23 protein-coding genes are annotated in these 24,566 nt (G+C 63.6%); 12 read left to right on the top strand and 11 right to left on the bottom strand.

From position 1 onward, the window contains the following. Positions 1 to 34 precede the first annotated feature (34 nt). Positions 35 to 310 carry a hypothetical protein gene (locus tag IVA75_RS35315; RefSeq protein WP_247288422.1) on the top strand — a complete coding sequence of 92 codons (276 nt, stop codon included), beginning with the start codon at positions 35 to 37 and terminating at the stop codon, positions 308 to 310. Here the strand turns inward: IVA75_RS35315 and IVA75_RS35310 are convergent. Then, entirely contained in the window at positions 307 to 1,341 is a 1,035-nt protein-coding gene (locus IVA75_RS35310) for a L,D-transpeptidase (protein WP_247288421.1), read from the bottom strand. The genes IVA75_RS35315 and IVA75_RS35310 overlap by 4 nt on opposite strands. Before the next feature lie 182 nt (positions 1,342 to 1,523). Between IVA75_RS35310 and IVA75_RS35305 the strand changes: the two genes are divergently transcribed. Continuing rightward, complete coding sequence (locus tag IVA75_RS35305; RefSeq protein ID WP_247288420.1) at positions 1,524 to 2,480, top strand: lytic transglycosylase domain-containing protein; 957 nt, start codon at positions 1,524 to 1,526, stop codon at positions 2,478 to 2,480. 50 nt (positions 2,481 to 2,530) lie between these two features. Here the strand turns inward: IVA75_RS35305 and IVA75_RS35300 are convergent, their stop codons facing one another. Then, positions 2,531 to 3,667 carry a DUF1236 domain-containing protein gene (locus tag IVA75_RS35300; protein WP_247288419.1) on the bottom strand — a complete coding sequence of 379 codons (1,137 nt, stop codon included), beginning with the start codon at positions 3,665 to 3,667 and terminating at the stop codon, positions 2,531 to 2,533. 102 nt (positions 3,668 to 3,769) lie between these two features. On the opposite strand from IVA75_RS35300, the gene IVA75_RS35295 reads away from it, so the two are divergent. Further along, complete coding sequence (locus IVA75_RS35295) at positions 3,770 to 4,255, top strand: NUDIX domain-containing protein (RefSeq protein WP_247288418.1); 486 nt, start codon at positions 3,770 to 3,772, stop codon at positions 4,253 to 4,255. Here the strand turns inward: IVA75_RS35295 and IVA75_RS35290 are convergent. Next, the gene (locus tag IVA75_RS35290; RefSeq protein WP_247288416.1) at positions 4,242 to 5,216 is read right to left on the bottom strand and encodes a tripartite tricarboxylate transporter substrate binding protein; all 975 of its coding nucleotides are present in this window, start codon (positions 5,214 to 5,216) and stop codon (positions 4,242 to 4,244) included. The genes IVA75_RS35295 and IVA75_RS35290 overlap by 14 nt on opposite strands. A gap of 438 nt (positions 5,217 to 5,654) precedes the next feature. On the opposite strand from IVA75_RS35290, the gene IVA75_RS35285 reads away from it, so the two are divergent. From IVA75_RS35285 to IVA75_RS35275, 3 genes are all read left to right on the top strand, one after another. Then, positions 5,655 to 6,311 carry a hypothetical protein gene (locus tag IVA75_RS35285; protein ID WP_247288414.1) on the top strand — a complete coding sequence of 219 codons (657 nt, stop codon included), beginning with the start codon at positions 5,655 to 5,657 and terminating at the stop codon, positions 6,309 to 6,311. Next, complete coding sequence (locus tag IVA75_RS35280; RefSeq protein WP_247288411.1) at positions 6,308 to 6,589, top strand: HGGxSTG domain-containing protein; 282 nt, start codon at positions 6,308 to 6,310, stop codon at positions 6,587 to 6,589. Before IVA75_RS35285 ends, IVA75_RS35280 begins: the two co-directional genes overlap by 4 nt. 421 nt (positions 6,590 to 7,010) lie before the next feature. Then, complete coding sequence (locus tag IVA75_RS35275; RefSeq protein ID WP_247288409.1) at positions 7,011 to 7,361, top strand: hypothetical protein; 351 nt, start codon at positions 7,011 to 7,013, stop codon at positions 7,359 to 7,361. Positions 7,362 to 7,616: 255 nt separating this feature from the next. Here the strand turns inward: IVA75_RS35275 and IVA75_RS35270 are convergent, their stop codons facing one another. Next, complete coding sequence (locus IVA75_RS35270; RefSeq protein WP_247288407.1) at positions 7,617 to 8,732, bottom strand: transglycosylase SLT domain-containing protein; 1,116 nt, start codon at positions 8,730 to 8,732, stop codon at positions 7,617 to 7,619. Between the two features lie 276 nt (positions 8,733 to 9,008). Between IVA75_RS35270 and IVA75_RS35265 the strand changes: the two genes are divergently transcribed. After that, positions 9,009 to 10,286 (top strand): L,D-transpeptidase, encoded by a 1,278-nt coding sequence (locus tag IVA75_RS35265; protein WP_247289085.1) that lies wholly within the window; start codon positions 9,009 to 9,011, stop codon positions 10,284 to 10,286. A 279-nt stretch (positions 10,287 to 10,565) separates the two neighbouring features. Here the strand turns inward: IVA75_RS35265 and IVA75_RS35260 are convergent, their stop codons facing one another. Then, the gene (locus IVA75_RS35260; protein WP_247288406.1) at positions 10,566 to 12,014 is read right to left on the bottom strand and encodes a tetratricopeptide repeat protein; all 1,449 of its coding nucleotides are present in this window, start codon (positions 12,012 to 12,014) and stop codon (positions 10,566 to 10,568) included. A gap of 302 nt (positions 12,015 to 12,316) precedes the next feature. Here IVA75_RS35260 and IVA75_RS35255 point away from each other — a divergent pair, with 302 nt between their 5' ends. Further along, a complete protein-coding gene (locus IVA75_RS35255) occupies positions 12,317 to 13,162 on the top strand; it encodes a c-type cytochrome (RefSeq protein ID WP_247288405.1) in 846 nt (281 codons plus the stop codon). A gap of 144 nt (positions 13,163 to 13,306) precedes the next feature. On the opposite strand, the gene IVA75_RS35250 is transcribed toward IVA75_RS35255, so the two are convergent. The 5 genes from IVA75_RS35250 to xylB form a co-directional block, all read right to left on the bottom strand. Continuing rightward, a complete protein-coding gene (locus IVA75_RS35250; protein WP_247288404.1) occupies positions 13,307 to 13,777 on the bottom strand; it encodes an Imm50 family immunity protein in 471 nt (156 codons plus the stop codon). Between the two features lie 265 nt (positions 13,778 to 14,042). After that, positions 14,043 to 14,990 carry an ABC transporter substrate-binding protein gene (locus tag IVA75_RS35245; protein ID WP_247288403.1) on the bottom strand — a complete coding sequence of 316 codons (948 nt, stop codon included), beginning with the start codon at positions 14,988 to 14,990 and terminating at the stop codon, positions 14,043 to 14,045. Positions 14,991 to 15,086: 96 nt separating this feature from the next. Next, complete coding sequence (locus tag IVA75_RS35240; protein ID WP_247288402.1) at positions 15,087 to 16,127, bottom strand: ribose ABC transporter permease; 1,041 nt, start codon at positions 16,125 to 16,127, stop codon at positions 15,087 to 15,089. Further along, positions 16,120 to 17,649: a sugar ABC transporter ATP-binding protein gene (locus tag IVA75_RS35235; RefSeq protein ID WP_247288401.1), complete on the bottom strand. Its 1,530-nt coding sequence runs from the start codon at positions 17,647 to 17,649 to the stop codon at positions 16,120 to 16,122. The genes IVA75_RS35240 and IVA75_RS35235 overlap by 8 nt, the downstream gene beginning before the upstream one ends. 210 nt (positions 17,650 to 17,859) lie before the next feature. Then, positions 17,860 to 19,305 (bottom strand): xylulokinase, encoded by a 1,446-nt coding sequence (gene xylB / locus IVA75_RS35230; protein ID WP_247288400.1) that lies wholly within the window; start codon positions 19,303 to 19,305, stop codon positions 17,860 to 17,862. 127 nt (positions 19,306 to 19,432) lie between these two features. Here xylB and IVA75_RS35225 point away from each other — a divergent pair, with 127 nt between their 5' ends. The 4 genes from IVA75_RS35225 (at position 19,433) to IVA75_RS35210 (ending at position 24,321) form a co-directional block, all read left to right on the top strand. Then, positions 19,433 to 20,686 (top strand): MFS transporter, encoded by a 1,254-nt coding sequence (locus tag IVA75_RS35225; RefSeq protein ID WP_247288399.1) that lies wholly within the window; start codon positions 19,433 to 19,435, stop codon positions 20,684 to 20,686. 25 nt (positions 20,687 to 20,711) lie between these two features. Then, the gene (locus IVA75_RS35220; protein WP_247288398.1) at positions 20,712 to 21,905 is read left to right on the top strand and encodes a M20/M25/M40 family metallo-hydrolase; all 1,194 of its coding nucleotides are present in this window, start codon (positions 20,712 to 20,714) and stop codon (positions 21,903 to 21,905) included. Between the two features lie 74 nt (positions 21,906 to 21,979). Continuing rightward, a complete protein-coding gene (locus IVA75_RS35215; protein ID WP_247288397.1) occupies positions 21,980 to 23,068 on the top strand; it encodes a mandelate racemase/muconate lactonizing enzyme family protein in 1,089 nt (362 codons plus the stop codon). Positions 23,069 to 23,172: 104 nt separating this feature from the next. Continuing rightward, positions 23,173 to 24,321 (top strand): amidohydrolase, encoded by a 1,149-nt coding sequence (locus IVA75_RS35210; protein WP_247288396.1) that lies wholly within the window; start codon positions 23,173 to 23,175, stop codon positions 24,319 to 24,321. Between the two features lie 6 nt (positions 24,322 to 24,327). Here the strand turns inward: IVA75_RS35210 and IVA75_RS35205 are convergent, their stop codons facing one another. Then, positions 24,328 to 24,543 carry a hypothetical protein gene (locus IVA75_RS35205; protein ID WP_007607539.1) on the bottom strand — a complete coding sequence of 72 codons (216 nt, stop codon included), beginning with the start codon at positions 24,541 to 24,543 and terminating at the stop codon, positions 24,328 to 24,330. Positions 24,544 to 24,566: the final 23 nt, after the last annotated feature.

The raw sequence follows: 24,566 nt of genomic DNA, 5'->3' as shown, positions 1-24,566 counted from the left end.
TTCCGGGCGACCCGCGCCTTCAGGGGCCAAGCGCATGTTTAAAGAGAAATCGCCGATCGCCTATGACGCGCCGGCCGAACTGAAAAAGTGGCCGTCGCTGAAAGGCGAGAGGCAGAAGGATCGAGGTCCGCCCTATCTCGTCTACAACGGCACACTCGCCGACTGCGTCCGCGAGCTCATGGGCAAGCCGATCAAGGGGATCTCGCTTTACGATATCATGACGACGCCGCAAGCAGCGTTCGACCAGACCGTGCTATCGCCGGGCGATGCCGCCGAGATCGCGATGCGCAAGGACTTTCCTAAAGACTAGTTCGAGGCGCGCCTGCCGCCGGACTTCCGCCGCTGCTCGGACGAGGAGTCCGTCGGCGCATCCAGGAAGACCACCGGTATGCCGCGCTTGACGTGCTCGCCCAGCGCGCGCACGTCCCAATTGGTCAGCCTGACGCAGCCATGCGACGCGGACTTGCTGACCCTGTCAGGCTCCGCCGTTCCGTGGATGCCATAACCCTGCGCGGATAAGCCGATCCAGTATGCTCCCACCGGATTGTTCGGGCCCGGCTGAACATCGAACGGCTTTTTCGATTTGACGCTTCTGAACTTGTAGTCGGGGTTGTAGCGATAGACCGGATTCTCGTGAGTGCTGGTGACCTTGAGCGTACCGCTCGGCGTCGGACGATCCGGACTTCCGATTGACGCGGGATAGAATGCGATCAGGGTGCCGCCCCCGTCGAATGCTTTCAGCGTGCCGTTCTTCTTGTCGATCTCGAGCCGCGCAACGGCTGGCAGCTCGCTTCGTGCAGAGACATTCGCAACGGTAATCGTCTCTCCAGCCTTGTCGAAGGACTTGCCGGGATTGAGCGTCCGAAGCAGGTCTCCGCTCATGTGGAATTTCTCGGCAAGCCCTTCGAGCGGACTGGTGTAGCTCAGCGCCTTCAGCTGCTTCATGTCATCGAGCTTGCCGGGCAGTTCCTTCAGAAACGGGCCCTTCACATCCGCGTCCGTGATCTTGTATTCGACGAGGACAGGGCCTTCGTTCGCTGCATTCAACTTGTCCCAAAGCTCCGGTACGATCGTTTTGTCGGATGCAACGCCGTTCTGCTCGGCGAACGCCTTCAGCGCCTTGTGCGCGTTCTCGCCGAGCTTGCCGTCGATCTCCCCGGGCGAGAACCGCGCATGGTCGAGCAGAATCTGAAGCTTCACGATCGATGCGTTGAGCTTGTCGCTAGCAGGTTGTTTTGCGGGACGCGCAGCGTCGTTTACCGCTGCTGCATCGAGATTGCCCGCAAGCGCCGGAGAGATCACCGACAGCGAAATCACCGCGCCAAGCATCCACCGCATCATCTCGCTCGTCCCAATTCGCCATGCCCGCAAAATCGCGGGGAAGAGAGTTTCCCGTCGGGAACACCGTAGTAACACCGGCGGAACCGACGAGACCGCAGCTTTGCCGCAATCCCTCGGTTAATAACTCCTTATCGCCGGCGCACCGCTGGCCGTTCACCCACAGTTCGAGGTTGCTCCAGCAAATGCGATTTGTCGTCGCGGCTTGCGCCGCGTTCATGATTCTGATGTGCGACTTCGATCCGTCGGCGTCCCGCCAAAAATCAGCTTTCGATCACACCGTTCTTCAAAACACTCAGGCCGCGCCACTTGTTCCGGTGGTCGAGTTGTTCCTCGCAAGCGTGCAGGCCCTCGAGCTCGCCAATGCGCGTGCGGCCTATGAGGAGACACCCGAGCCGCAGCGAGTGGTCGAGCCCGTCGCGCAGGCGCCGGTTTCGCCGACGGAGCGCTTCTGCCACGCGCTTCGTGGCGCTGCCGAAGCCAGCGGCATTCCCGTGCCGTTCTTCGCGCGTTTGATCTGGCAGGAGAGCCGCTTCAAGTCCAACGAGGTCAGCCAGGCCGGCGCGCAAGGCGTCGCACAGTTCATGCCGGAAACGGCAGCCGAGGTCGGGCTGGATGATCCGTTCGATGCGATGAAGGCGCTGCCGGCATCGGCCAAATTCCTGCGCAAGCTGCGCGACGATTTCGGCAATCTCGGACTTGCTGCAGCCGCCTACAACGCAGGTCCCGGCCGAATCCAGAAATGGCTTGCCAAAGAGAGCGAGCTGCCGCGTGAGACACGCGACTATGTCCGCATCATCACCGGCACCAGGGCCGAGGACTGGACCGAACGTGCGGAAGCCCTCGCGATCCGGATCGACCTGCCGCGCGAGGCGCCATGCGAAGGCATCGGCAGCCTGTCCAAGACCAAAGACGTCGCCTGGGTTCCGGTGAACCTGACGCCCTCGGTCACGACCATCATTCGCAAGGCAGAGCAACTGGCGGCGCGATTGACCGCCAGCCGCGCAGGCAAGCGGCTCGCGTCCCTGATCCGAAAGAGCACCCCGGGCAAGGCACGCAGCATGATCGCCGCGCGCGCGGCAGGAAAGAGCGCGAAGGCCCGCGCCATCCGTTTTGCAGCGCGCGAACGATCTTCAGGCTGATGCGCAAATCGGGAAGCCGCTCGATGGAGCGGCTTCCGATGGTCCGTGGATTAGTCGATCTCCTCGATGATGCGGCGTTCGCCGGGCTCGACGACATAGGTCCGCGTATCGCGGTGAATGTAGCGGTACTCGCGCAGGTCGGGCGCGTCCCGGTAGACGGTGCTCGGGAATTCCTCGACCTCGACACTCTCGGGAACGCGGTCACCGACGTGAATCTCAGACCGCGCAGTGCTGCCGGTGGTCTGTCGTTCGCTCCGTCCCTCGGTGCGGGTGTTCGCATGCTTGCGGATCACTTCACGGTCGCGATCCGAAAACTTGCTGGCGCTGCGCTCGCGCGTCGTCGTCGTTGTCGTTGTCGTTGTCGCCGTGGATTGTCCAGAGTACGGCAGCACCGTCACGATCTTGTATGTCGCCGGATCGACCACCACGATCTCATCCTTCACCAGCGCAAAGCTATAGCCGCGATATTGCGGCACGATCTCGACGACGTCGGGTGGCAGCGTCGACAGCTGGACATCGCGCGGCACGACCGTGCCGACGTTGAGCGAGAAGTTGACGTTGGTCAGCGGCCGCACGTTGAGATGGGAGATGGACGCGCTGATCTTGGTCTCCTGCTGCTTGTTGAGGTTGACGTCAGTGCGGGCGGCGGCCTGTGAATTGGCACCGGTCCGCTGGTCTTGCGCCTGATTGCTGCTCGGCGTGTTTGGCGATTGCTGGGCCTGGTTGGTTCCAGATGAACCAGGCGCCTGCTGCGCCTGATTGGTAGTGTTCGCCGGAGGATTGGAGCGATCCTGTGTCTGGTTCGAGTTTGCCGCCGGCGGGTTGGCGCTCTGCTGCGAGGCGGGCTGGTTGCCGGCCGTGTTGGAGTTTGCCGTACCGCTGGGCGGCCGGGAGGACGTGTCCGCGCTGTTGGTGGCGTTGGTCCCGGAGCCGGAATTGGCCGACCCGGAAGACGGGGTCGTCGCCTGGGTATTCTGTGTCGACGCTCCCGGCGTTGATGATTGCTGCGGCTGCGATGGCGACTGCTGCGTTTGTGCTGCGCCAGACGGCGACGTGTTGGACGGAGCTGCGGAATTGGACTGGGATTGCGGCGTCTGCTCAGACTTGGTGTTGCTGCTTGGCGATTGCGCAAAGGCGGCGTTCGCCAGCACCAGCCCTAAGGCGGTCGTTGCCAACAGGCGGATCATGGGTCACTCCCTTGTTCGGTTAAAGCGTTGGCTATTAACCTGCGCTAAAACCGTCTGTTCCACTTTTTCCCGAGCGAATGCGCCGCCTGCACGGAACCTGCGATGCCATCGAAAAGTGCCGGGATCGTTGCCTATCGGAAGCGCGGGGAGATCGAGGTCCTGCTCGTTCATCCCGGCGGGCCGTTCTGGCGCAACAAGGACCTCGGCGCCTGGTCGATCCCGAAGGGGGAGTATGCCGACGAAGAAGACGCAGAAATCACCGCGCGACGGGAGTTTGCCGAGGAGCTTGGACTTGAGCTGTCCGTGCCGCTGGCTTCGCTTGGCCAGGTCAAGCAGCGCGGCGGAAAGGTCGTCGCCGCGTTCGCGGCCGAGTTCGACCTCGACGTGCGCAGCATTCGCAGCAACACTTTCGAGATGGAATGGCCGCCGCGCAGCGGCAAGCGCCAGACCTTCCCTGAGGTCGACCGTGCAGAATGGTTCACGCTCGCAGCAGCGCACGAGAAGATCAACGCAGGACAACGCCCGCTGCTCGAGCGGCTGGCTCAGGTGGTCGGCATCACGCCAACCAGACGCCCTACTCCGCCTTGATGTTCGCCGCCGCCACCACTTCGGCAAGCTCCCTGGTCTCCTTGGCGATCTTCGCAGCGTACTCGGCCGGACTGAGCACGCTGACGACGCCCTGCGTCTCCAGCCGCTCCCGTAACACCGGATCGTTGGCGGCGGCGACGATCTCCCGGTGCAGCATCTCGAGGGTCGGCGCGGGCGTTGCCTTTGGCATGAAGAAGCCGACCCAGAACGAGATGTCGAAACCGGGATAGCCGGCTTCAGCGACGGTCGGCACATCAGGCAGCGCCGGCAGCCGCTCGGCTGAGGACACCGCGAGCGCGCGCAGCTTGCCGGCCTTCACCAGCGGCACGGCGGACAAGGGATCGAACACCGCCAGGACCTCCTGCGCGAGGATGCCGACCTCGGACGCAGCACCACCGCGATAGGGCACGTGGATCATCTTGACGCCGGCCTTCTGGCTGAGCAACTCCATGGCGAGATGGGCGAGGTTGCCGTTGCCGCCCGAGCCGTAGGCAAGCGCGCCGGGCGCAGCCTTTGCCGCGGCGACGAGATCGGCGACGGTGTTGATGTTGGCCGTCTTGGGATTCTCCGGATTGACCACCAGCACGAGCGGCGCCGACACGACGGTGGTGAGCGGCGCGAAGTCCTTTTCCGGATCGTAGCGGATGTCCTTGAAGAGCGTTTTGTTGAGCGTGATCGTGGAGGAGTTGCAGGCCAGCATCGTGTAGCCGTCGCCTTCCGCACGCGCGACGCCTTCGGCGGCGATCATGCCGTTGGCGCCGGCGCGGTTCTCGACCACGAAGGCTTGTCCGAGCTTGTTGCTCAATCGATCGGCGACGATGCGCGCGACGACGTCGACCGGGCCGCCCGCGCTGAAGCCGACCATGATCTTGACCGGCCGCACCGGATATTTCTGCGCGAGGGCCTCCGTCGTCACGCACAATCCGGCGACGATCGCCAGCAGGCGAAGCGTTCGTTGCATTCGTTTTCTCCCCAGACGCATCGCGCCGCTTTGGCATGACGCAGCGCATTCGCAGATCATGATGAGCGGGCGCGCCGGATTTCGCAATCGCGTTTGCGCGCCGGCATTCCGTCGCGCGGCAAGTCAGGGCCGCTCCGAAACAAAAAATGCGAAAACAACCCCATGCACAGTAGCCGGCAACTGCAAGAACAAGGACTTGCACGAACGCGGATTGGCACGAACGAGGATTGCGCGCTTCGTAATGCCGTTTGACTCGTCGGGCAAAACACTGGCAGAATGCCATCATCGCAACAATCGCCAGCGTCCACGCCGCCCGACCACGGGGGGCTCGCGGCGATTGCGCGTAAGCCCTTCATCGACATCTCAAAAATCCCACAGGCGCGCAGCGAGCGATTGATTTCGCGCGCAATGAGCCCGCGCGAGCAAAGGACACAGCACATGACGACATCTGCGAAACACCACAGCACGCTGCCGGTTGCGGCAAACGATCGCAGCGGCCCCGACGCAAGCCCGCGGATCAAGCTCTACAAGCGGGGGATTGCGATCCTCCATGCCGACCCGCAAGCCGGCGAACGGCTGCTGGCCGAGGCGCTCGGCGCCGCCGACCGCGACGCGCTGCATGGCCTCCTCAAGCAATTGGTGAAGGCCAGCATGACTGGACGCAAGCCCGATGAAGCCAATCTCGCCTTCATGATCTCGCTGGTGAAGAGCATCGCGCCGAAGGACTCAATCGAGGCCATGCTCGCGGTGCAGATGGCGTCCGTTCACGCGGCAGCGATGCGCTCCGCCTGCCGCCTCGCCCTCACCGACGACATTCCGCAGCAGGAGAGCCTCACACGCGCGCTGACCCGGCTGGCCCGCACCTTCGCAAGCCAGATCGAGGCACTCAGCCGCCACCGCAACAACGGCGAGCGTGCGATCACGGTCCGGAATTTGTCGGTGCAGGATGGCGGCAGGGCGATTGTGGGCAACGTGACGCAACACGCGAGCCTGATCGTCGCGGAGCCGAACGTTGCGACAGCCGCAGGACTGGTCCCCCCGCGTGAGGCCGGCGCGTGCGAACACGCCGAATCCAGGCAAGGCAGCAATGCATGAGCGGCGACCACATTCGCAACACGCGTGCGATGTGGACGAGCCCGCGCTGTGGCGCCGAAACGCGAAACGGCACCACCTGCCGCGCGCCGGCCGTGCACGGCAAGGTCCGCTGCCGCATGCACGGCGGCGCACGGAGAACAGGCGCGCCGAAGGGAAATCAGAATGCGCGAACGCATGGCGCATTCACGCGTGATGCGGTCGCTGAACGAACGCAGGACCGGGCCGTGCTGGATGATGCGTTGAAGCTCCTTGCGGAGCTGTCGCGAGTTGCCGAATAGACGTTGCGGGCGACCAGCGTAGATCGCAATCGTTGTTGACGAACACGCTTGCAGAGACCCGCAACAGATGCCCTTCAGACTCATGCACCGTGGGTCATTTCCTTAAGTCTGTAAGGGCTTTGGTCGGCTACGCCGTCATGAGCGACAAGCTCGGCGCCAGCCTGGAGGTCGGCTAAGGGCAGGCTAGGCCAAAGAAGCAGCTGCACTGACCTTTAGTTGAAGCGTTGTCGTATTTGAACCTTCGCTCGAATTTCCGGACTCACGTCAGTGGGGATGGGAATGAACTGTCCCATCACAGCATCGAGCGATCATAGCTGTCGTCACTCGTCAGCGGCAGTTGCAACGGACTTGGTTTCCGGGTTGCCAGCCTAAGCCGCACCAAGCCAGCGGATCGGCGGGCGAGTATCGCGGAGGCAAACAGATGTTTCCAGCGAAACTTGCGGCATCGTTGCTGGGTTCAGCGTTGCTACTGACGCCGGTCCTTGCACGCGACGATGGCCGATACGACCACTCTCCGCTGAAGTCTTGGTTTGAAAGCTTGCAGAGCGAATTTGGAAAGTGCTGTACCGATGCCGACGGATACATAGTGTCCGATGCCGATTGGGAGTCCAGTCGGGGCCGTTATCGCGTCCTCCTTGACGGCGAATGGGTGCTCGTGCCTGACGGTGCGGTTGTCACAGAACCAAACCGCTTCGGCCGTACAATGGTCTGGAGGCATTACATAGACGGCCATCCGCGCGTCCGATGCTTCATGCCCGGAATCATGACTTGACTTCACTTTCAAGGTGCTCCGCTTCGGGTCATTCGCGTCGATCTGCCCGCGTATTCTCGATGTCCGCTATGGCCCTAGCTGCCGGCGTGCCGGACACTTAGCCTTCGGGCCACAAGCAGACATCAGCACCTGATCGATGGCCTCGCTAGCAGCAAGAACGACCCGAGCGCGTCGTTGACGATGTAAAGTGCATCCGCGCGACCGGCGACGGTGAAGCCCCGCTCGCCCGCGGGTGCGGCAACTCCTGCTAACCACTCAACGGACATTCACTGGCGCCTGCGCCCGCTCAGCGTCGGCGGTCGCGGTGCCCATGTATTTCGATTGGAAATGAGCAACCCGCTCGCGCCACATTCCGACGAACGCTTCCGACGTCAGCTTCTCCACGGATTTCCACGCCTCTTTGACGGCCGGAAGCGTATTGCCCCAGATCGCGCGCCTGCACCATTTTTCGCCCTTCTCCCTGCCTTCGCCAGTGGCGCACATCGATTTCCAGGCGATGCGATTGGGTTGGCTGAGGTGCTCCGCGGCGCCTTCCCAGCCCTGTTGATGAATCAGGTAGAGATCGTTCAAGTCCGGCTTCCTGTGCGTCACCCACTGGAATAGAATGCCTTCCGTGATGACCTTGTAGGCTGCCGCAACGGCATTATCGCGGGGATTAAGAATGTCTCCGGAGCCGAATTTTCTGAACTCGTATTTGCTCAGCTGGAACAGCCCGATATACGACCCGGTGCGCTGCTTGGGGTCGAAACCGGACTCGACCTTGGCCACGGCCTTCATGAAAGTGAAATCCAGACCGAAAGCGTCGGACGCGCGCTTGATCTCTTCCACCGGCGTCCCGACTGGGATGTCCTTGAACGAACGCAAGACGATCGCCGCCGGCTTCTCGGCAGGCGGCAGTTCGGACCAGACATAACAAATAAGATACCGGAAATCCCGCGGCCCCGTGCTGGAGGCACCGCCGGATGCACCGCACGTGGTCGGCGCCGGCTGGGCGACATCGTGGTGGCCCAAGTCCACCGAGTCCTGCGCAGGCGGTAAATCGGCCGACAGCGTTTGCGACGGACCGGGCAACGCGGCCACGACGATCGATTCCGATTTATCCGAGGCCGCCGTCGTGTCGGTGGCCGTCCCCGCCGCGGGCTCAGCGGCTGTCGCCACTTCGGCGCTAGCGACAGCGGCGTCCGCGGGTCCGGTGTTGCCCATTGCGATTGCCTGCGGTTCATCCGCGAGCCTCGCGGTGGCGGCGAGAGATGCTGCGCGGTCCTGAACTGTCACTGCGCGGGCGTTCTCGGAGCCGGCCGGACCGAAGCCGGCCAGCCAGCCAACGATCCACCCCGCGAGAACGACCGTTCCGCAAAACGTCGGCGCCACTATCGTAAGTCGCCGCGGGTTCATGATGCCGTCGCCCCCATAGGCTCCACCGGAGCCGTGTAGAAAAGCCAAGCATGCGAAGAGGCTCATTCTTGGGATCAATGTGGGTCGCGCAATGGCACAAACGGCCACTCGTCGATTTTTCTAAAACGTGTTGCCCCATTGCAACGCGTCGATCACAAGCAATCGCGCCCGTCTCCAGCGGCAACTCCCACGCTAATTGTGAGCTCGGTCCAATTTTCGACCCACTGCGACCGGATTTGGAGGAGAGGCTTGGTGCGCTGTCAGAATGACGCATCAGGCTTCGGCTTCGCGCATCGTCTCGAAACGATGGAACCGCGCCTATGGGACCGGGCGATGTTCGTTAAGGAATTACCAGCAATGCAGCGTGCGATATCAATCGCTGTATTCGCCATTTTCATGCTCCCTGCGGGGATCGCACACGCTCAATTTCTGTTTGGCCCCCAACACACGTTCTGGCGAAGCCAATACGCTCCGTACAAAGACAAGCACCACCATCGGCAGACAAACTCTGAAACGGCGAAGAGCGTTCGGCTCGAGCCCCTTCCGAAGGGCCCGCTCCAGATCATCATCTCGATAGCAGACCAACGGGTCTCGCTTTTTGACAACGGGGCGCTGATTGCACGCTCTTCGGTGTCCACGGGAATGGAAGGGCATCCGACGCCCCTCGGCGTCTTCAGCGTCATCAGCAAACAACGATGGCACCGTTCAAATATTTATAGCGCCGCCCCCATGCCCTACATGCAACGCATCACCTGGTCAGGGATAGCGTTGCACGCCGGTGTCGTGCCCGGGCATCCAGCGTCACACGGCTGCATCCGTTTGAAAGATGATTTTGCCGTTCGACTCTGGCATCTCACGAAGCGCGGCACGCGCGTGATCATTGCGCATGGTGATGCCCAGCCGGTCGAGATAACCAATCCGCATCTTTTTCAACCGAAAGCCGCGTCCGGTTCGTCCGAATTCCAGAGTGCCACCGTCGCAACCAAGAGCATCGGTGCAGCCGCGGCAACGCAGGGATCAGTGGTGTCAAACGCCGAGAGTCCAGAAGCCGCCAGTCTCCAGGAGCCGGGCTCGGCTCCCGCTGCAAGCGTGCCTAAAAAGATCGTCCCGATCTCCATCTTCGTCAGTCGCAAGTTGAGCAAGCTGTTCGTGCGTCAGGGCTTCACGCCGTTGTTTGATGTCCCGGTCAAGATCGAAGATCCGGAGGAGCCGCTGGGAACGCACGTGTTTACCGCGATGGAATTCCAGAACGAGGGGACGGCTATTCGCTGGAGCGTCGTGTCGATTCCAGAGGAATTGCCCCGTATGCCCGAAGCTGCCACGAAACGGCGAGAAGCGCCCGCGAAGCAAACCGCGCCGGAACCGTTACCCGACAAAGCCAACGCTGCGCTCAATCGTATCGAAATGCCCCAGGATACGGTTGAGAAGATTTCTGAACTCCTGACGCCGGCCTCTTCGTTGATTGTTTCCGACAACGGAATTAGCCAGGAGACGGGAAAAGACACGGATTTCATCGTGGTAACGCATTGACGCGGCGGCGCAACCCGCCAACACACGATGCCGCTGCGCAACCCCGGTGGAATTGTCCGACGACAACTTGATGTCCGCACCTGAGCCAAAGCGGCGCGAGGTCCGCTAAGGGTCACAAGCGATCATGGATCGGCTGCGCGGGACAGGTCAGCTATGGGCCATGACGAGACATCGCCAATGGCGATCTTGCTCTTCGGCAGCGCTGCCACGCGCTTCCCCAGCAAGTACCATTCCGGCGCAAATGTTCTTATTCGCGTACTGAACTTTCAGATATCTTCCTCATTGCTCGCGAACGCCAGCCTTCCTCAGGCCCTCTAAGAAGAGGTTGTCATACTCACGGAGATACTGCGGATTGTTCGAACGTGCGTGGCCCATTTGACGGAACCACTGGACCGTGAAGTCCGGCCTTATTGCATTCAATTCGGCGAGCATTTGCTGGGCTAATTCCAATTGACCTGTGGCTCCATAAGCTGAGACCAGATCCGAATATGGCAACCAATTTAATTTGTTCAGATTGATCGAGCGTCTGCATTCCTCGATGGCTTCGGTGTATTGGTGTACATGCATATGAGCATGGCAGAGGAAGAAGCGCCAAGTGCCAGCGAACGGATCTTTGGGGCTTAGTCGCAGAGCGACCTGAATCAATGGGAACGCTTCGCGCGCGCGTCCCGCCGTAATAAGCGCCATCCCCTTTAATGCGTAAGCAACCGGTGAATTGGGATCGATTTCCAAAGCCGCGTCGAATTCGGGCAGCGCTCCCTCCGGATTTCCGTAGATCAAAATGTTGCCCTTGACTATGTGCGCGTTTGCGGTCGCTGGGCGTTTTGCAAGAATTTGATCGATTATCTTGGTCACCGTTTTTTTGTCCTCGACCACGGACGTTGACCATTCGTTGACCACGTCCCGGCTTATGCACCAAGCTTTCCCGAGCATTGCGTCGATGTTCTCCGGATCGAGGCGCAGCGCGCTGTCGAACAAGCTCTTTGCCTGCGCGTTCGTGGCCTTGTTCGAAAATTCATATAACTTAGACCAGCCGCGCATGGTAAAATCCACGGCATCGGGATTCGTTGACTGCTCCAATTGGCTGCGTCGGCTTTCCGCCTCGACGAGTTGGACGTTGAGAGAGCGGGCGAGCCGCGCCGTGACCTGCTCCTGCAAGGCCGGAAGATTCGTCCGATCCCCGTCAAATCGATCGGACCAGACATCGCGGCCAGTTGAAGTGTCGCCGAGCGATACATTGATGCGGACCTGATCTCCAGCCCGTCGCACTGCACCCTGTACGGCCCAGCGTATGCCAAGGTCTTTGCCGAGCGTCTTGAGATCGACCTGTTTGTTCTTATACGTAAAGGCTGTCCCGCGCCCGACCACAAACGCGCCAGGCATTTGCGCAATATCGGTCGTCAGGTCAGTCGCAATACTGTCAGCGAAATAGTCCTGCTCCGGATCATTGTTGAGGTTCGCAAATGGCAGCACGACAAGAGATAGGCGAGGAACGATGTCGGGCCGAGCCCTGGCTTCGCTCTGTATCTTTTGCCTTTCCGGAAAAACGTCAGCGCGGACCGTTTTCCAGACATTCCAATATCCAACGAGGCCGCCGGCCACCGCACCCACCGCCGCAAACGAAGCTAGCGCCGCGCCGATAGGCGTCAAACGCGCTCGGATGCGAATAATTAACCCGACAGATGCCGGCTCTTTCTGTTCCTCCTCAGGCACGTTCGAGTCGGCCACTGTTGCCCCCCGCGTCCCCACTTTTGGGTGTCTATCCTATGAATTCACGCAAAGTGTAACTCATTTTGCTCACCGGTTCACGCGGTTGATGTCTCATATGGGTCAAAATGCGAAGAACTCAACCTGAGCAAACCCCGTCCGACATCGCTGCTGAGCGGACCTCAATGACAAGGGCAGTCACTTCGCTGATACGCCCTAGGTAACAAAAACATTTGTCCGGACGTGAACGAGTTCACATATGGCGCGGCCGCTAGGCTCCAGTGTGAAAGCAGTGAGCTTTAAAAGTGCGGGGGGCCGGAGCGATGATCTACGTTTTTGCTGTACTCGCGGTTTTGTGTGGCGCCGCGACTACAGCCGTCGCCGAGACGCCAATCGAGCGCGGCAGTTACCTTGTCAACGCGGTCATGGCCTGCGATGGCTGCCATACGCCACGCGGCCCCGGCGGTCTCATCATGGAGCGGCGGTTTTCCGGCGGATCTATTGTCTGGGATGGACCGGCCTACACTGTCCACGGGTCAAACATCACGCCCGACCGCGACACAGGCATTGGAGCTTGGAGCGACGACGATATCAAGCGACTGCTGATAAGCGGTGTGCGACCGAACGGGGTCTCGGTTGCGCCGCAGATGCCTTACGGCTTCTACAGAATTCTGACGCCAGGTGATCTCGATGCAATCGCGGCCTACCTGAAGACCGCCAAGCCGGTAAGCAACGAGATGCCGCCGCCGGTCTATAGCGCCGCGGCGTATCCCGTGCCACTGCCGGGCGCCGAAACATCAATCGGTGACTCGGTCCCTCAAGATCAGGTCAAACGCGGCTTCTATCTCGCCACCCTCGCGCATTGCATGGAATGCCACTCCCGCAAGCCCGATGGCACTCAAGACTTTAAGAACTGGTGGGGCAAGGGCGGTCACGAGATGAAAGGCCCCTTCGGTTCAGTTGTAGTCGCCAACATCTCCTCCAACAAAGAGAAGGGTGTGGGCGCGTGGACCGACCCCGAGCTCAAGCGCGCCCTGACCGAGGGCATCAGCCGCGACGGCCGCGTGCTCAAGCTGCCTATGGCCCGGCAGCGCTATTTCAGCAAGATGACTGAGCAGGATCTCGACGCTATCGTCGCGTGGGTCCGCACCATTCCACCGATCGAATAGGTCAGGATCATTCTTCCCATCGTCAAATGTCGCATATGGGTCACGGCTGACTTCCGCGCGGACTTGACCTAGGGTCGGCTTTTCTCCTGAAGGCAGACATAGCGGCTTTGTAAGCGGAGGTCTGCAACGGGCCAGAAGCGGACTTCAATCGTCTTGAGCCTTGGGTTTATCCGGCTCGAAGGTTATGGACACCGCCCGTGCCCGGATCAAGCCGCTGAGGCCATAGCAGGGCTCAAGCTCGATCTCGATGTCTTGCGGAAGCGGCTCGAGGGCTAGGTAACCTTGGCGCTCTGGGCGATCAGGTGCGCGGCGCAGAGCCAGCCCACCAATGACGTTTTGGTTGCCGAAGCCGTCGAGCTGCAGATCCATAACGTCGCTAAGTGTGAAAGTCACGATGGCGTGCCGGTCGAGTACGAAGTACCCGTTCGGCCCAACTTCGCCTGTATTGATCCATCCGTGCAGGCGCAGAACACTCTGCGCTTTGCGACGCAGGTGCAGACTAAGGATTTCGGCGTCGTGGAAGCGCGGCACCTGAGCGAACCACCGCAGCAGGTCAGCGCCGCCGGGTACTAAGTCATAGATTGACGTTTCCAATTCGCTCGCCATGCCGGTCATAGAAACATCCGTACCCGATGTCTGCAATGGGTCACAAGCTGAACTGGTGCATTGAAAGCCAGGGGCCCGCTTCGTGTCGAAAAGCGGACGTCGGCTGGTCGAGCCTGCGACTATGATGAGAGACGGGATTTGAACCTACGACCTCATGATCATGAGCCTAACGAGAGCGCGGCCGACCTAGCCCGGTCGACCGCTGCATGCCCGGCTAACACCGCACCACGCAAGCCGGCCAGCGCCGCATCCGGCGCCGGCCGTCTTCCGCCTGCTACTGCGAGCGGTCCGAGGTCCAGCCCTTGTACTCGCCGACATTGTCGCGCGTCACGAGTTTTGACGGCAGCAGCTCGACGGTGGACGCCGGCTTCTGGCCGTTGAGAATGTTGACGCCGACCTGGACGGCGCGGCGGGCCATGAAGAACGGGTCCTGCGAGGCGGAGGCCTGGATCTGCGTCGCCTGCGGGTCCTTGAGCGCTGCTTCGATATCGGGTGCGCCGTCGACCGCGGTGATGATGATGCCGGTGCGCTGCTGCTGGCGCGCGGCAAGGTCGGTGCCGATCGCCTGCGGATCGTTGATGGCGAAGATGGCATCGATCTTGGCGAAGCGGGTCAGATAGCCCTGCGCCACCGTGAGGCCGCCTTCGCGCGAGCCCTTGCCGTCCTGGTCGTTGGACAGGACCTTGATGCCGGGATTCTTGCCGAGCACGTTCTTGCAGCCGACGACGCGGTCGATCACCGCGGAAACTTGCGGGCCGTTCTCGATGATGACGTCGCCCTTGCCCCCGAGCTTGTCGACGATGTACTGGCAGGAGATCTCGCCGGCCTGGACGTTGTTGGTGGTCACCGTGGCGTCGGCGCCTTCGGCCGCGGTGTCGACGGCGACGACGACGATGCCGGCGGCCTGCGCCTTCTTGATCGCCGGGCCGACCGCCTTGGGATCGCCGGGATTGAGCAGGATCAGGTCGACGCCCGCGGCAATGAAATTGTCGATCTGGGTGACCTGCTTGCCGAGATCATATTCGAAGCCGACGGTGGTGATCTTCACATTGGGATTGGTCTTCTTGGCCTCGAACTCGGCGCCCTTCGACAACGCGACGAAGAACGGATTGCCGAGCGAGCCCAGCGAAACGCCGATCGACTTGAGCTCCTTGGCGCCGGACGGCGCGGAGCTCAGGACGAGCGCCATCGCGGCGCCGGCAAACGAGATCGACTTCAACATTGGCTTCCTCCCTGGTCTGTTTGAAGCTCCGGCACGGCGACCAGTTGCCGTGACGGAATGAACATGAGGGCGCAGCGCCCGCTGCATTTCTTGCTCTCAAGTGCGCGCCGAGCCCTGCAGCCGATAGCGGTCCAGTGCGACCGCGCCGATGATCACCAGACCCTTGATCACATATTGCCAGACGTCGGACACGCCGATCAGGATCAGGCCGTTCGACAACACCGCAATGATCAGCGCGCCGACCAGCGTTCCCCAGATCGAGCCGATGCCGCCGACGAAGGATGTGCCCCCCAGGATCACGGCGGTGATGGCGTCGAGCTCGTAGGATTGGCCGAGTTGCAGGCCATTGGCGGCATAGAGCCGCGCCGCCTGCATCGCGCCGCCGAGACCGGCGAGCAGGCCCGACACGCCGTAGACGAAGATCAGCACGGCCCAGACCTTGATGCCGGCGAGTCGCGCGGCGCTCTCGTTGCCACCGACCGCGTAGATGTGCACCCCGAGCACGGTGCGCTTGAGCACCAGCCACGACACCAAGATGACCAGCAACGCAATCACCCAGAGCCAGGGAATCGACAACACGCCGGGAATGAGGGTCAAGGCGCCGTTGCCGATGAAGGCATAGGGGATCGACGGATTGAACACGGTGGTGTCGGCGCCGAGCAGGCGCGCCGCGCCGCGCACGGCGGTCAATGATCCCAGCGTGACGATGAAGGGGGGCAGGCGCAACAGCGCGATCAAGCCGCCATTGAGAACGCCGAAGACCGCACCGGTGAGCACCGCGGCCGGCAACCACAGCACCCCGAGATCGGGGAATTTGGAGATGATCAGCCCGGCCATCGCCGATGCCGCCAGGATGGAGCCGACCGAGAGGTCGATGCCGCCGGTGAGGATGACGAAGGTCATGCCTGCGGCCAGGACGGTATTGACCGCGGATTGCTGCACTACGATGCCGATGTTCTGGCCGGTGAAGAAGCGGCCGTCCGACAGCACGTGAAAGCCGACGCACAGCAACAGCAGCACCGGCAGCATGCCGACCGCGCGAATGATCATCCGCGTCCGCTGCCGCTTCGTCTCCTGCGCGGCGGCAAGACCGGACGCCACGGGGGCCGCTTTCGCGGAAGCGCCGTTCTCAGGCATCGAGCTGCTCCGTTCCGGTGGCGAGGGCCATGATCTCCTCCTGACCGAGCGGCGATGTCGCGTCGCGTCGGATCTGCCCGGCGATATGTCCTGCGCGCATCACGACGACGCGGTCGCAGATGCCGATGATCTCGGGCAGGTCGGACGAAATGACGAGAACCGCGGTGCCCGACTTCGCGAGATTGTCGATGATCGAATAGATCTCGGACTTGGCCCCGACGTCGACGCCGCGCGTCGGCTCGTCGAGGATCAGGATCTTCGGGCCGATGGCGAGCAGCCGCGACAGCAGCACTTTCTGCTGGTTGCCGCCGGAGAGCCCGCCGGCGGGAACACTGATATTGGCGGCGCGGATGCCGAGCCCCGCGAATGCGCGCTTGGCGCGGTCGCGGGCCTTGTCGCGGTCGAGGATGCCGCCGAATTTCGCGTCGCGGCCCAGCACCGCGAGATTGATGTTGTCGAGGCAGGACATGTCGAGGAACAGGCCGAGCGCCTTCCTGTCCTCGGTGAGATAGGCAATGCCGGCGTCCAGCGCCTCACCGGGCGTGCGGATCGAGACCGCGCGCCCCTCGATCTCGACATGGCCGGAGACCATCGGCGCGGCGCCGATGATGAGGTGCGCAAGCTCGGTGCGGCCGGCGCCGACCAGGCCGGCAAGGCCGACGACCTCGCCCGCATGCACCGTCAGCGAACATCCCTTGACGCGCCTGCCGTCGGCGATGTCGACGGCCGCAAGCACGGGAGCTCCCGACCGCGCCTCATTCCTGGGATCATGCTCCTTCTTGTAGAAGGACGAGACGTCGCGTCCCACCATCATCCGGACGATGGTGTCGGCGCGGATGTCGCCCTTGTCGAGCGAACCCACCAGCGTGCCGTCGCGCAGCACCGTGACGCGATCGCCGAGCGCATAGACCTCGTCCATACGATGCGAGATGTAGATGATGGCGAGGCCTTCGGCGCGCAGCTGGCGGATCAGCGCGAACAGCCTTTCGCTCTCACCGGCCGACAGCGCGGTGGTCGGCTCGTCCATGATCAGGATCCTGGAGCGGGCGTGCAGCGCGCGCGCGATCTCGACCAATTGGCGCTGGCCCATCGAGAGATTGGCGACCAGCGTCTGCGGCGTGAAATCCGCGCCGAGCCGCGCCAGGATCGGACCGACGCCGGCCTGCATCGCCTCGCGCGCCAGCAAGCCGCCGCGGGAGACCTCGCGACCGAGATAGATATTCTCCGCAACGCTCAGATTGGGAGCGAGCGAGAGTTCCTGATAGATGATCGCGATGCCGGCCGCGCGGCCGCCGAGCGGGCCGCTGATCTGCACGGGCTGGCCGTCGATGCGGATTTCGCTGCCCGGGTCCGGCCGGTAGGCGCCGGACAGGATCTTCATCAGGGTGGATTTTCCGGCGCCATTCTCGCCCATCAAGGCGTGGATCTCGCCCGCGTGGACGGTGAGGTCGACGTCGCGCAGCGCCTTGATGCTGAAGAACGATTTAGAGACCCGGCGCATCTCGAGGATGGGCTCGCTCATCACACCTCCCCGATGCGCCGACGGCGGCATCGCAATCTCACCCGCGTCTCGTTGGTCCCCGGCGCGGGTGCGAGCATTAAACAAAAGGTTGTGGCGCAGGGCAATACCTCCCGCACGCCGACCAACGGTCCGACGCTGCTTTTATCTTTTGCAGACGGAACCGATCTCGCGCGTGATGCCTTTTCTTCGCCACATCATCGCGTATCGCGATCAGCGCCGCGGACGATACAGGCGGCGCCATTGCGGCAGCCGCTCGGCATAGGCCTGCGCAAGCGCGGGCTCAGGCTCGAACGTCTCGACGCGCCGTGGCGCGGTGCAGACGGCGTCGATCGCCTCACCGGTGACGGCGAGGCGGCCGAGCCGCGCCGCACCGAATGCCGCGCCCGTTTCGCCGTCGGCAAAGCGATGCACCGGCATGTTCAGGACATTGGCCAGCACCGACAACCAGAACCGCGACCGCGAACCGCCGCCGATGACATTCGCCTCCGTGATCGCCAGTCCGGTCTCGGCAAGCACGTCCCGGCAGTCCGCAAGCGCGAAGGCGACGCCTTCGAGCACGGCTTGCACAACCGCGTCACGATCGGTGGCGTGACTGAGCCCATCGAGCATGCCGCGCACGTCGGGATCATCGTGCGGGGTGCGTTCGCCGGAGAGATACGGCAGGAAGCTGACCGGCGACGGCGCCCGCGGGCGCAGCCCGAGCGGCGCCAGCAGGTCGGCCTCGGGGGTCCCGAACAGCCGCGCGATCCACGCCAGGCACGATGCCGCCGAGAGGATCGCGCCGGCCTGAATCCATCGGTCGGGGACGGCGTGACAGAAGGTGTGCACGACCCGCTCCGGGTTGGCCGCGATCGTCTTGGTCGGCACCAGCAATGCGCCGGAGGTTCCGAGCGAAATGAAGGCTGCGCCGGGATTGACGGCGCCGATGCCGACGGCTCCCGCCGGATTGTCGCCGGCCCCGCCCGCGATCATCGGCCGCCCGGTCATGCCCCAGCGCTGCGCCAACTCGCTCCGCAGCCGTGCCGCCGGCGCGCAGCCTTCGACCAGGCGCGGCATCTGCCGGCGCGACAGCGTGGTCGCGGCGAGCCCCTCGTCCGACCAATCGCGGCTGACAACATCGAGCCACAGCGAACCCGAGGCGTCCGAGACGTCCTCGATCGCCTCGCCCGTCAGCACCAGGCGCAGATAGGCCTTGGGTTGCAGCACGAGTTTTGTCGCCGCGAATATCTCCGGTTCGTGCCTGGCGACCCACAGCAATTTTGGCGCGGTGAATCCCGGCATCGCCTTGTTGCCCGTCGTCGTCCGCAAGGCGGGCCAGCGTCGCTCCAGCTCGGCGCATTCCGCAAAGGACCGTCCGTCATTCCAGAGAATGCAGGGCCGCAACGGCGTGTGACCGGCGTCGAGCAGCGTCGCGCCGTGCATCTGGCCGGACAGGCCGATGCCCTCGACCTCGGCCAGCTCGCGCGCGTGATCCGCCTTCAGCGCGTCCAGCGTCGCGAAAGTCGCCTCGATCCACTGTGCCGGCTCCTGCTCGCAATGGCCGGGACGCGGCGAGGAGACCGTAAGTGAGCGGCTGCGGCTCGCCACCACGCGCTGCGCGTCGTCGACCAGAACGATTTTGACGGCGGAGGTGCCGAGATCGATGCCGAGATACATGATGCTGCTTGCCTTGCGCGTCCATTCCCTTGTGCGTCCATGACATCGCGGCCATGGCGGTCCCGATGTTGGCATGCACCCGCCAATCATGTAACCCCACCCGAAACCTTCTCGGGACGCAACGCCCATGACCACCGCCGCCACCCACGACGCGGGAGCCACCCGCGCGCTGATCTTTGCGCTGCTTGCGCTGGCCTGCGGGCACATGCTCTCGACCTTGCTGCGTACCATTCCCGCCGTCAGCCTCGACCTGATGGCGGCGGATTTCGGCATCGAACCCCAGGCGCTGGCGAGCCTCACCTCGGTCTACCCGTTCGCGTTTGCGGCTGCGCAGATCCCGGTCGGTGCGGCGATGGACCGCTTTGGCGTGCGGCCGGTGTCGCTGAGCCTGCTCGCGGGAACCGTGGTCGGCGCCATCGCGTCGGGCTTTGCGACGGGACCCGAAAGCTTCGCCGTCGGTCAGGTGCTGCTGGGCGTTGCCACCTCCGGCATGCTGATGTGCCCGATGACGTTGGCGGCCAAGCAATTGTCGGCCGCGCGCTTCGGGCTGTGGTCGGGCGCTATCCTCTCGATCGGCAATATCGGCATGCTGTTGTCGTCGAGCCCGCTCGCCTTCGTGGTCGACACTTACGGCTGGCGCGCCGGGTTCTGGATTTCGGCGCTCGGCGGCGTCGCCGTGGCGCTCGCGGTGTTCCTCCTGGTGCCGAGCCAGCCCGCCGAGCACAAGGACGAATCCTCGCCGCTGTCGCAGATGATCGAGGTGCTCAGGCTCGGACTGTCGCGGCCCTTGCGCGGCCTGATCGCGCTGGCGCTGGTGTCGCTTGCGACCTCGCTGGTGCTGCGCGGCCTGTGGGGCGGGCCGTGGCTGATGCAGGTCAAGGGATTGTCGCGGGTCGAGGCCGGCAACCAGCTCGGCGCGTTCACGCTGGCGATGATCGCAGGCCCGCTTCTCGTCGGCATGATCGACCGCAGGATCGGCCGCCGCCGCGCGCTGGTGGCGGGAACGCACCTGGTTGGCGCATTGCTGCTGGCGCTGATGGCGCTAGGGGCGCCGCACTACGCGGTCTCCGTGTTGTTCGGCGTGCCCGTGATGCCACCGCAATACGACCTGGTGCTGTTCGTGCTCATCGGCTTGGCGACCTCGGCGCAGCCGCTGCTGTTCGGCATGTCGCGGCAGCTGGTCGACGCGCAAGTGGCAGGCAAGGCGCTCGCGGCGATCAATCTCGCCTTCTTTCTCGGCGCGGCGCTGATGCAGTCGATCACCGGCGCGGTGGCGGCGTTCGCGGGACTGCCGGCGGTGCTGCTGTTCATGGCTGCCATGCTTGGCATCGGCGCGCTGATCTTTTTAGTCTACACCTCGCCAAGACCGGCGATAGAGTAGAGCCCTGCATCAAGGGGACCATCTCATGCCTGTCGACACCAAAGCCGCCACCGACCGCCTCATGCGCTTTCTCGCCGTCGAGGGCGTCACCGGACAGGAGGCGGCGATCGGGCGCGAGCTCTCGGCTGCGCTGAAGGAGAGCGGCGTGCCGGCGAAGGCGATTCGGCTCGACGACGCCAATACCCGCATTCCGGTGCCGACCGAGACCGGCAACCTCATCGTCGACCTGCCCGGCCGCGGCGCGCTGCACAACCAGCCGCGCATCATGTTCATGACCCACATGGATACCGTGCCGCTATGCGCCGGCGCCAAGCCGAAGAAGTCGGGTCGCAAGATCGTCAATGACGCCAAGACCGCGCTCGGCGGCGACAACCGGTGCGGCTGCGGCGTGCTGGTGACGCTGGCCGCCGAGCTCGAAAAGCAGCAACTCGATCATCCGCCGATCACGCTGCTGTTCTGCGTGCGCGAGGAGAGCGGGCTCTATGGCGCGCGCCACGTCAAGCTGGACGAGCTCGGCTCGCCGGTGATGGCCTTCAACTATGACGGCGGCTCGGCCTCCAACGTCGTCATCGGCGCCGTGGGTGCCGACCGCTGGACCGTGGAAATCTTCGGCCGCGCCTCGCATGCCGGCGTCGCGCCGGAGCGCGGCATCTCCTCGACCATGATCATGGCCCTCGCGCTCGCCGATGTGAAGGCCGGCGGCTGGTTCGGCAAGGTGGTCAAGCGCAAGCAGCAAGGCACCAGCAATGTCGGCCCCGTCACCGGCGGCGAAGGGCGGCCTGCGGGCGATGCCACCAATGTCGTCACCGACTACGTGCATGTGCGCGGGGAAAGCCGCAGCCATGACGGAAAATTCTTCAAGGAGATCACGAAAGCCTACAAGGCCGCGTTCGAGAAGGCGGCCAAGAAGGTCACCAACGCGCAAGGCAAGTCCGGCAAGGTCAAGTTCAAGGCCGAGACCGACTACTTCCCGTTCCGCATGAAGGACAACCTTCCCGTCGTCAAACGCGCGGTGGAGGCGGTTTCTGCCGTGGGCGGCACCCCGAACGTGCGCACCGCCAATGGCGGCCTCGATGCCAACTGGATGGTCCGCCACGGTGTTCCGACCGTGACCTTCGGCGCCGGCCAGAATGAGGTGCACACCATCGACGAGTGGATCAATCTCGACGAATACGACCGCGCCTGCGCGCTGGCCGTGCAGCTCGCAACGATGCGGTGAGCTGCCTTGCACGGCGCGCGCTTGCCGGACGGTGCGCGCCGGCCTAGCCTGCAAAGAAAACGCAGGGAGGCCGCATGGCACGCATTTCAACCATCGAAACCGGATTCTACCGGATCCCCCTTCCCGTCATGCTCTCCGACTCGACCCATGGCGACATCGCGGCGTTCGAGCTGATCACCTGCCGCATCCACGATGCCGATGGCACCGAAGGCGTCGGCTACACCTACACAGTCGGGCGCAATGGCGGCGCCGTCGCCGACATCCTCAAGCGCGAAATCCCGCCGCTGGTCGAGGGCCGCGAGGCCGATGACACCGAGGCGATCTGGCATCAGGTCTGGTGGGCGCTGCATTACGGCGGCCGCGGCGGGCCGGCGGTGCTGGCGCTTTCGGCACTCGACATCGCGCTGTGGGATTTGAAGGCGCGGCGCGCGAAATTGCCGCTGTATCGATTGCTCGGCGGGTTCGATGCGCGCGTGCCCTGCTATGCCGGCGGCATCGACCTCGATCTCTCGGTCGAGGCGCTGCTGGAGCAGACCGACGGCAATCTCGCCAAGGGCTTTCGCGCCATCAAGATGAAGGTCGGCCGGCCCGATCTCAAAACCGACGTAGCGAAGGTCTCCGCGATGCGACAGCATCTCGGCGACGGCTTTCCGCTGATGGTGGATGCCAACATGAAATGGACGGTCGAGGAAGCGATCCGCGCCGCCCGCGCGTTCCAACCCTACGACCTCACCTGGCTCGAGGAGCCGATCATTCCCGACGACGTCGCGGGCCATGTCCGCATCATGCAGGCCGGCGGCGTACCGATCGCGGCGGGCGAGAATTTGCGTTCGCTGTGGGAGTTCAAGAACTACATCGTCGCCGGCGCGGTATCCTATCCCGAGCCTGACGTCACCAATTGCGGCGGCGTCTCCGCCTTCATGAAGATCGCGCGGCTGGCGGAGGCGTTCAACCTGCCCGTCACCAGCCATGGCGCGCACGACATCACCGTGCACCTGCTCGCGGCCTGCCCGAACCGGTCGTATCTGGAGGCGCACGGTTTTGGGCTCGACAAATATATCGAGCATCCGCTGGTGCTGCAGGACGGGTCTGCGCTCGCGCCGGACCGTATCGGCCACGGCATCAGCTTCGATTGGGACGGGCTGGCGAATCTGTCGGCGTAGGCGGGACGCGTTGCTGCACGCGAGGCATTCGCTGGCGCTTGATGCAAGCAGCGGTTATTCGGCTATGGTGTCGATGCCGACACACAACCCGAGAGATTCCCGTCTTGACCCCCGAGCTGCACCAGAAACTGACCGCGTGGCGCCGGCATTTGCATGCGCATCCCGAACTGTCCCTCCAGGAGAAAGCTACCGCCGCCTTCGTGCAGGACAAGCTCACCGAGCTCGGCATCTCCTTCGAGGCCGGGGTTGGCGGCCACGGCATCGTCGCGACCTTGACGCGCGGGCACGCCCAGGGCCGCGTCGGCCTGCGCGCCGACATGGATGCGCTGCCGATCACCGAAGATACGGGGCTCGCCTACGCTTCGCAAAATCCCGGTGTGATGCATGCCTGCGGCCATGACGGGCATACCGCTTCGCTGCTCGGCGCCGCCGCGCTGCTCGCCGCCGACACCAGCTGGAGCGGCACGGTCGATTTCATCTTCCAGCCGGCCGAGGAAGGTTATGGCGGCTCGCGCGCGATGGTCGCGGCCGGCCTGTTCGAGCGCTTTCCGATGCAGCGGGTGTTCGGATTTCACAACTGGCCGGGCCTTGCCGCCGGCACCATCGCGGTCCATGACGGCGTCGTCATGGCCTCCGGCGGGCGTGTCACCATCACCATCGACGGCCATGCCGGACACGCCGGCATGCCGCATCTGACTCGCGATCCCGTGATGGCGGCCGGCCATTTGATCGTGGCGCTGCAATCGATCGTGTCGCGCAGCGTCGATCCGCTCGACACCGCCGTGCTCTCGCTCTGCACGCTCGAAGGCGGCACGGCACGCAACCAAATCGCCGGACGCGTTTCGATCGGCGGCACGCTGCGTTACCATCGCGATGCGGTGAAGGACACGGTCGTGGCGCGGATCGAACAGATCTGCGCCGGGATCGCCACGAGCTTCGGCATCAAGGTGACGCCCGAGATCGTCATTGGCGTCGGCGTGGTGATCAACACGCCGGCCGAGACGGATCTCGCGCGCCTCGCCGCGGACAAGGTGCGGGCCGAGTTGCGGCGCGACCTCGCGCCCAGCATGGCCGGTGAGGATTTCGCCCACTTTCTCTCGCGGCGCCCCGGCGCCTTCGTCTGGATCGGTAATGGCGAATTGCGTGATGGCGCCGAGCTGCACGGCCCGCGCTATGATTTCAATGACGCGATCCTGCCGGTGGCATCAGGCTGGATGGCAGAAGTCGCCAAGGCGGCGCTGGCCTCGAACTAGGCCCGCTCAGGAGATCTCGCGCGGCAGCTTCCAGCCCGGCTTCGGCTCGAACGTCTCCTCGACCTGCGCGACGTGATAGCCGGCAGGCAGAAGCCGGCCGCCCTCCTCGTCCGCGACCGGCACGTCGGTCACCAGCCCCTCGATCAATGCGGCTTCCCACACCTCCTTCTCGGAGGGAAAAGGGTCGCCGATCTGCTTGTTGCCTTCGAACAGCGCGTACATCGGTTCCGGTCCTGCGTTGATCA

Origin of the sequence: Bradyrhizobium sp. 134 (assembly GCF_023074155.1) — a bacterium.
Taxonomy (GTDB): Bacteria; Pseudomonadota; Alphaproteobacteria; order Rhizobiales; family Xanthobacteraceae; genus Bradyrhizobium.
The sequence above is the reverse complement of the archived record's forward strand: the minus strand, read 5'-3'. Positions and strand labels throughout refer to the sequence as shown.

Excerpts from the sequence above, each read along its gene's own strand:
- IVA75_RS35215 (WP_247288397.1), top strand. The coding sequence starts at position 21,980 with ATGGCACGCATTTCAACCATCGAAACCGGATTCTACCGGATCCCCCTT.
- IVA75_RS35310 (WP_247288421.1), bottom strand. The coding sequence starts at position 1,341 with ATGATGCGGTGGATGCTTGGCGCGGTGATTTCGCTGTCGGTGATCTCT.
- xylB (WP_247288400.1), bottom strand. The coding sequence starts at position 19,305 with ATGTATCTCGGCATCGATCTCGGCACCTCCGCCGTCAAAATCGTTCTG.
- IVA75_RS35280 (WP_247288411.1), top strand. The coding sequence starts at position 6,308 with ATGAGCGGCGACCACATTCGCAACACGCGTGCGATGTGGACGAGCCCG.
- IVA75_RS35205 (WP_007607539.1), bottom strand. The coding sequence starts at position 24,543 with ATGTACGCGCTGTTCGAAGGCAACAAGCAGATCGGCGACCCTTTTCCC.
- IVA75_RS35305 (WP_247288420.1), top strand. The coding sequence starts at position 1,524 with ATGCGATTTGTCGTCGCGGCTTGCGCCGCGTTCATGATTCTGATGTGC.
- IVA75_RS35225 (WP_247288399.1), top strand. The coding sequence starts at position 19,433 with ATGACCACCGCCGCCACCCACGACGCGGGAGCCACCCGCGCGCTGATC.
- IVA75_RS35255 (WP_247288405.1), top strand. The coding sequence starts at position 12,317 with ATGATCTACGTTTTTGCTGTACTCGCGGTTTTGTGTGGCGCCGCGACT.
- IVA75_RS35285 (WP_247288414.1), top strand. The coding sequence starts at position 5,655 with ATGACGACATCTGCGAAACACCACAGCACGCTGCCGGTTGCGGCAAAC.
- IVA75_RS35235 (WP_247288401.1), bottom strand. The coding sequence starts at position 17,649 with ATGAGCGAGCCCATCCTCGAGATGCGCCGGGTCTCTAAATCGTTCTTC.
- IVA75_RS35245 (WP_247288403.1), bottom strand. The coding sequence starts at position 14,990 with ATGTTGAAGTCGATCTCGTTTGCCGGCGCCGCGATGGCGCTCGTCCTG.
- IVA75_RS35295 (WP_247288418.1), top strand. The coding sequence starts at position 3,770 with ATGCCATCGAAAAGTGCCGGGATCGTTGCCTATCGGAAGCGCGGGGAG.
- IVA75_RS35220 (WP_247288398.1), top strand. The coding sequence starts at position 20,712 with ATGCCTGTCGACACCAAAGCCGCCACCGACCGCCTCATGCGCTTTCTC.
- IVA75_RS35240 (WP_247288402.1), bottom strand. The coding sequence starts at position 16,127 with ATGCCTGAGAACGGCGCTTCCGCGAAAGCGGCCCCCGTGGCGTCCGGT.
- IVA75_RS35290 (WP_247288416.1), bottom strand. The coding sequence starts at position 5,216 with ATGCAACGAACGCTTCGCCTGCTGGCGATCGTCGCCGGATTGTGCGTG.
- IVA75_RS35315 (WP_247288422.1), top strand. The coding sequence starts at position 35 with ATGTTTAAAGAGAAATCGCCGATCGCCTATGACGCGCCGGCCGAACTG.
- IVA75_RS35275 (WP_247288409.1), top strand. The coding sequence starts at position 7,011 with ATGTTTCCAGCGAAACTTGCGGCATCGTTGCTGGGTTCAGCGTTGCTA.
- IVA75_RS35250 (WP_247288404.1), bottom strand. The coding sequence starts at position 13,777 with ATGACCGGCATGGCGAGCGAATTGGAAACGTCAATCTATGACTTAGTA.
- IVA75_RS35300 (WP_247288419.1), bottom strand. The coding sequence starts at position 3,667 with ATGATCCGCCTGTTGGCAACGACCGCCTTAGGGCTGGTGCTGGCGAAC.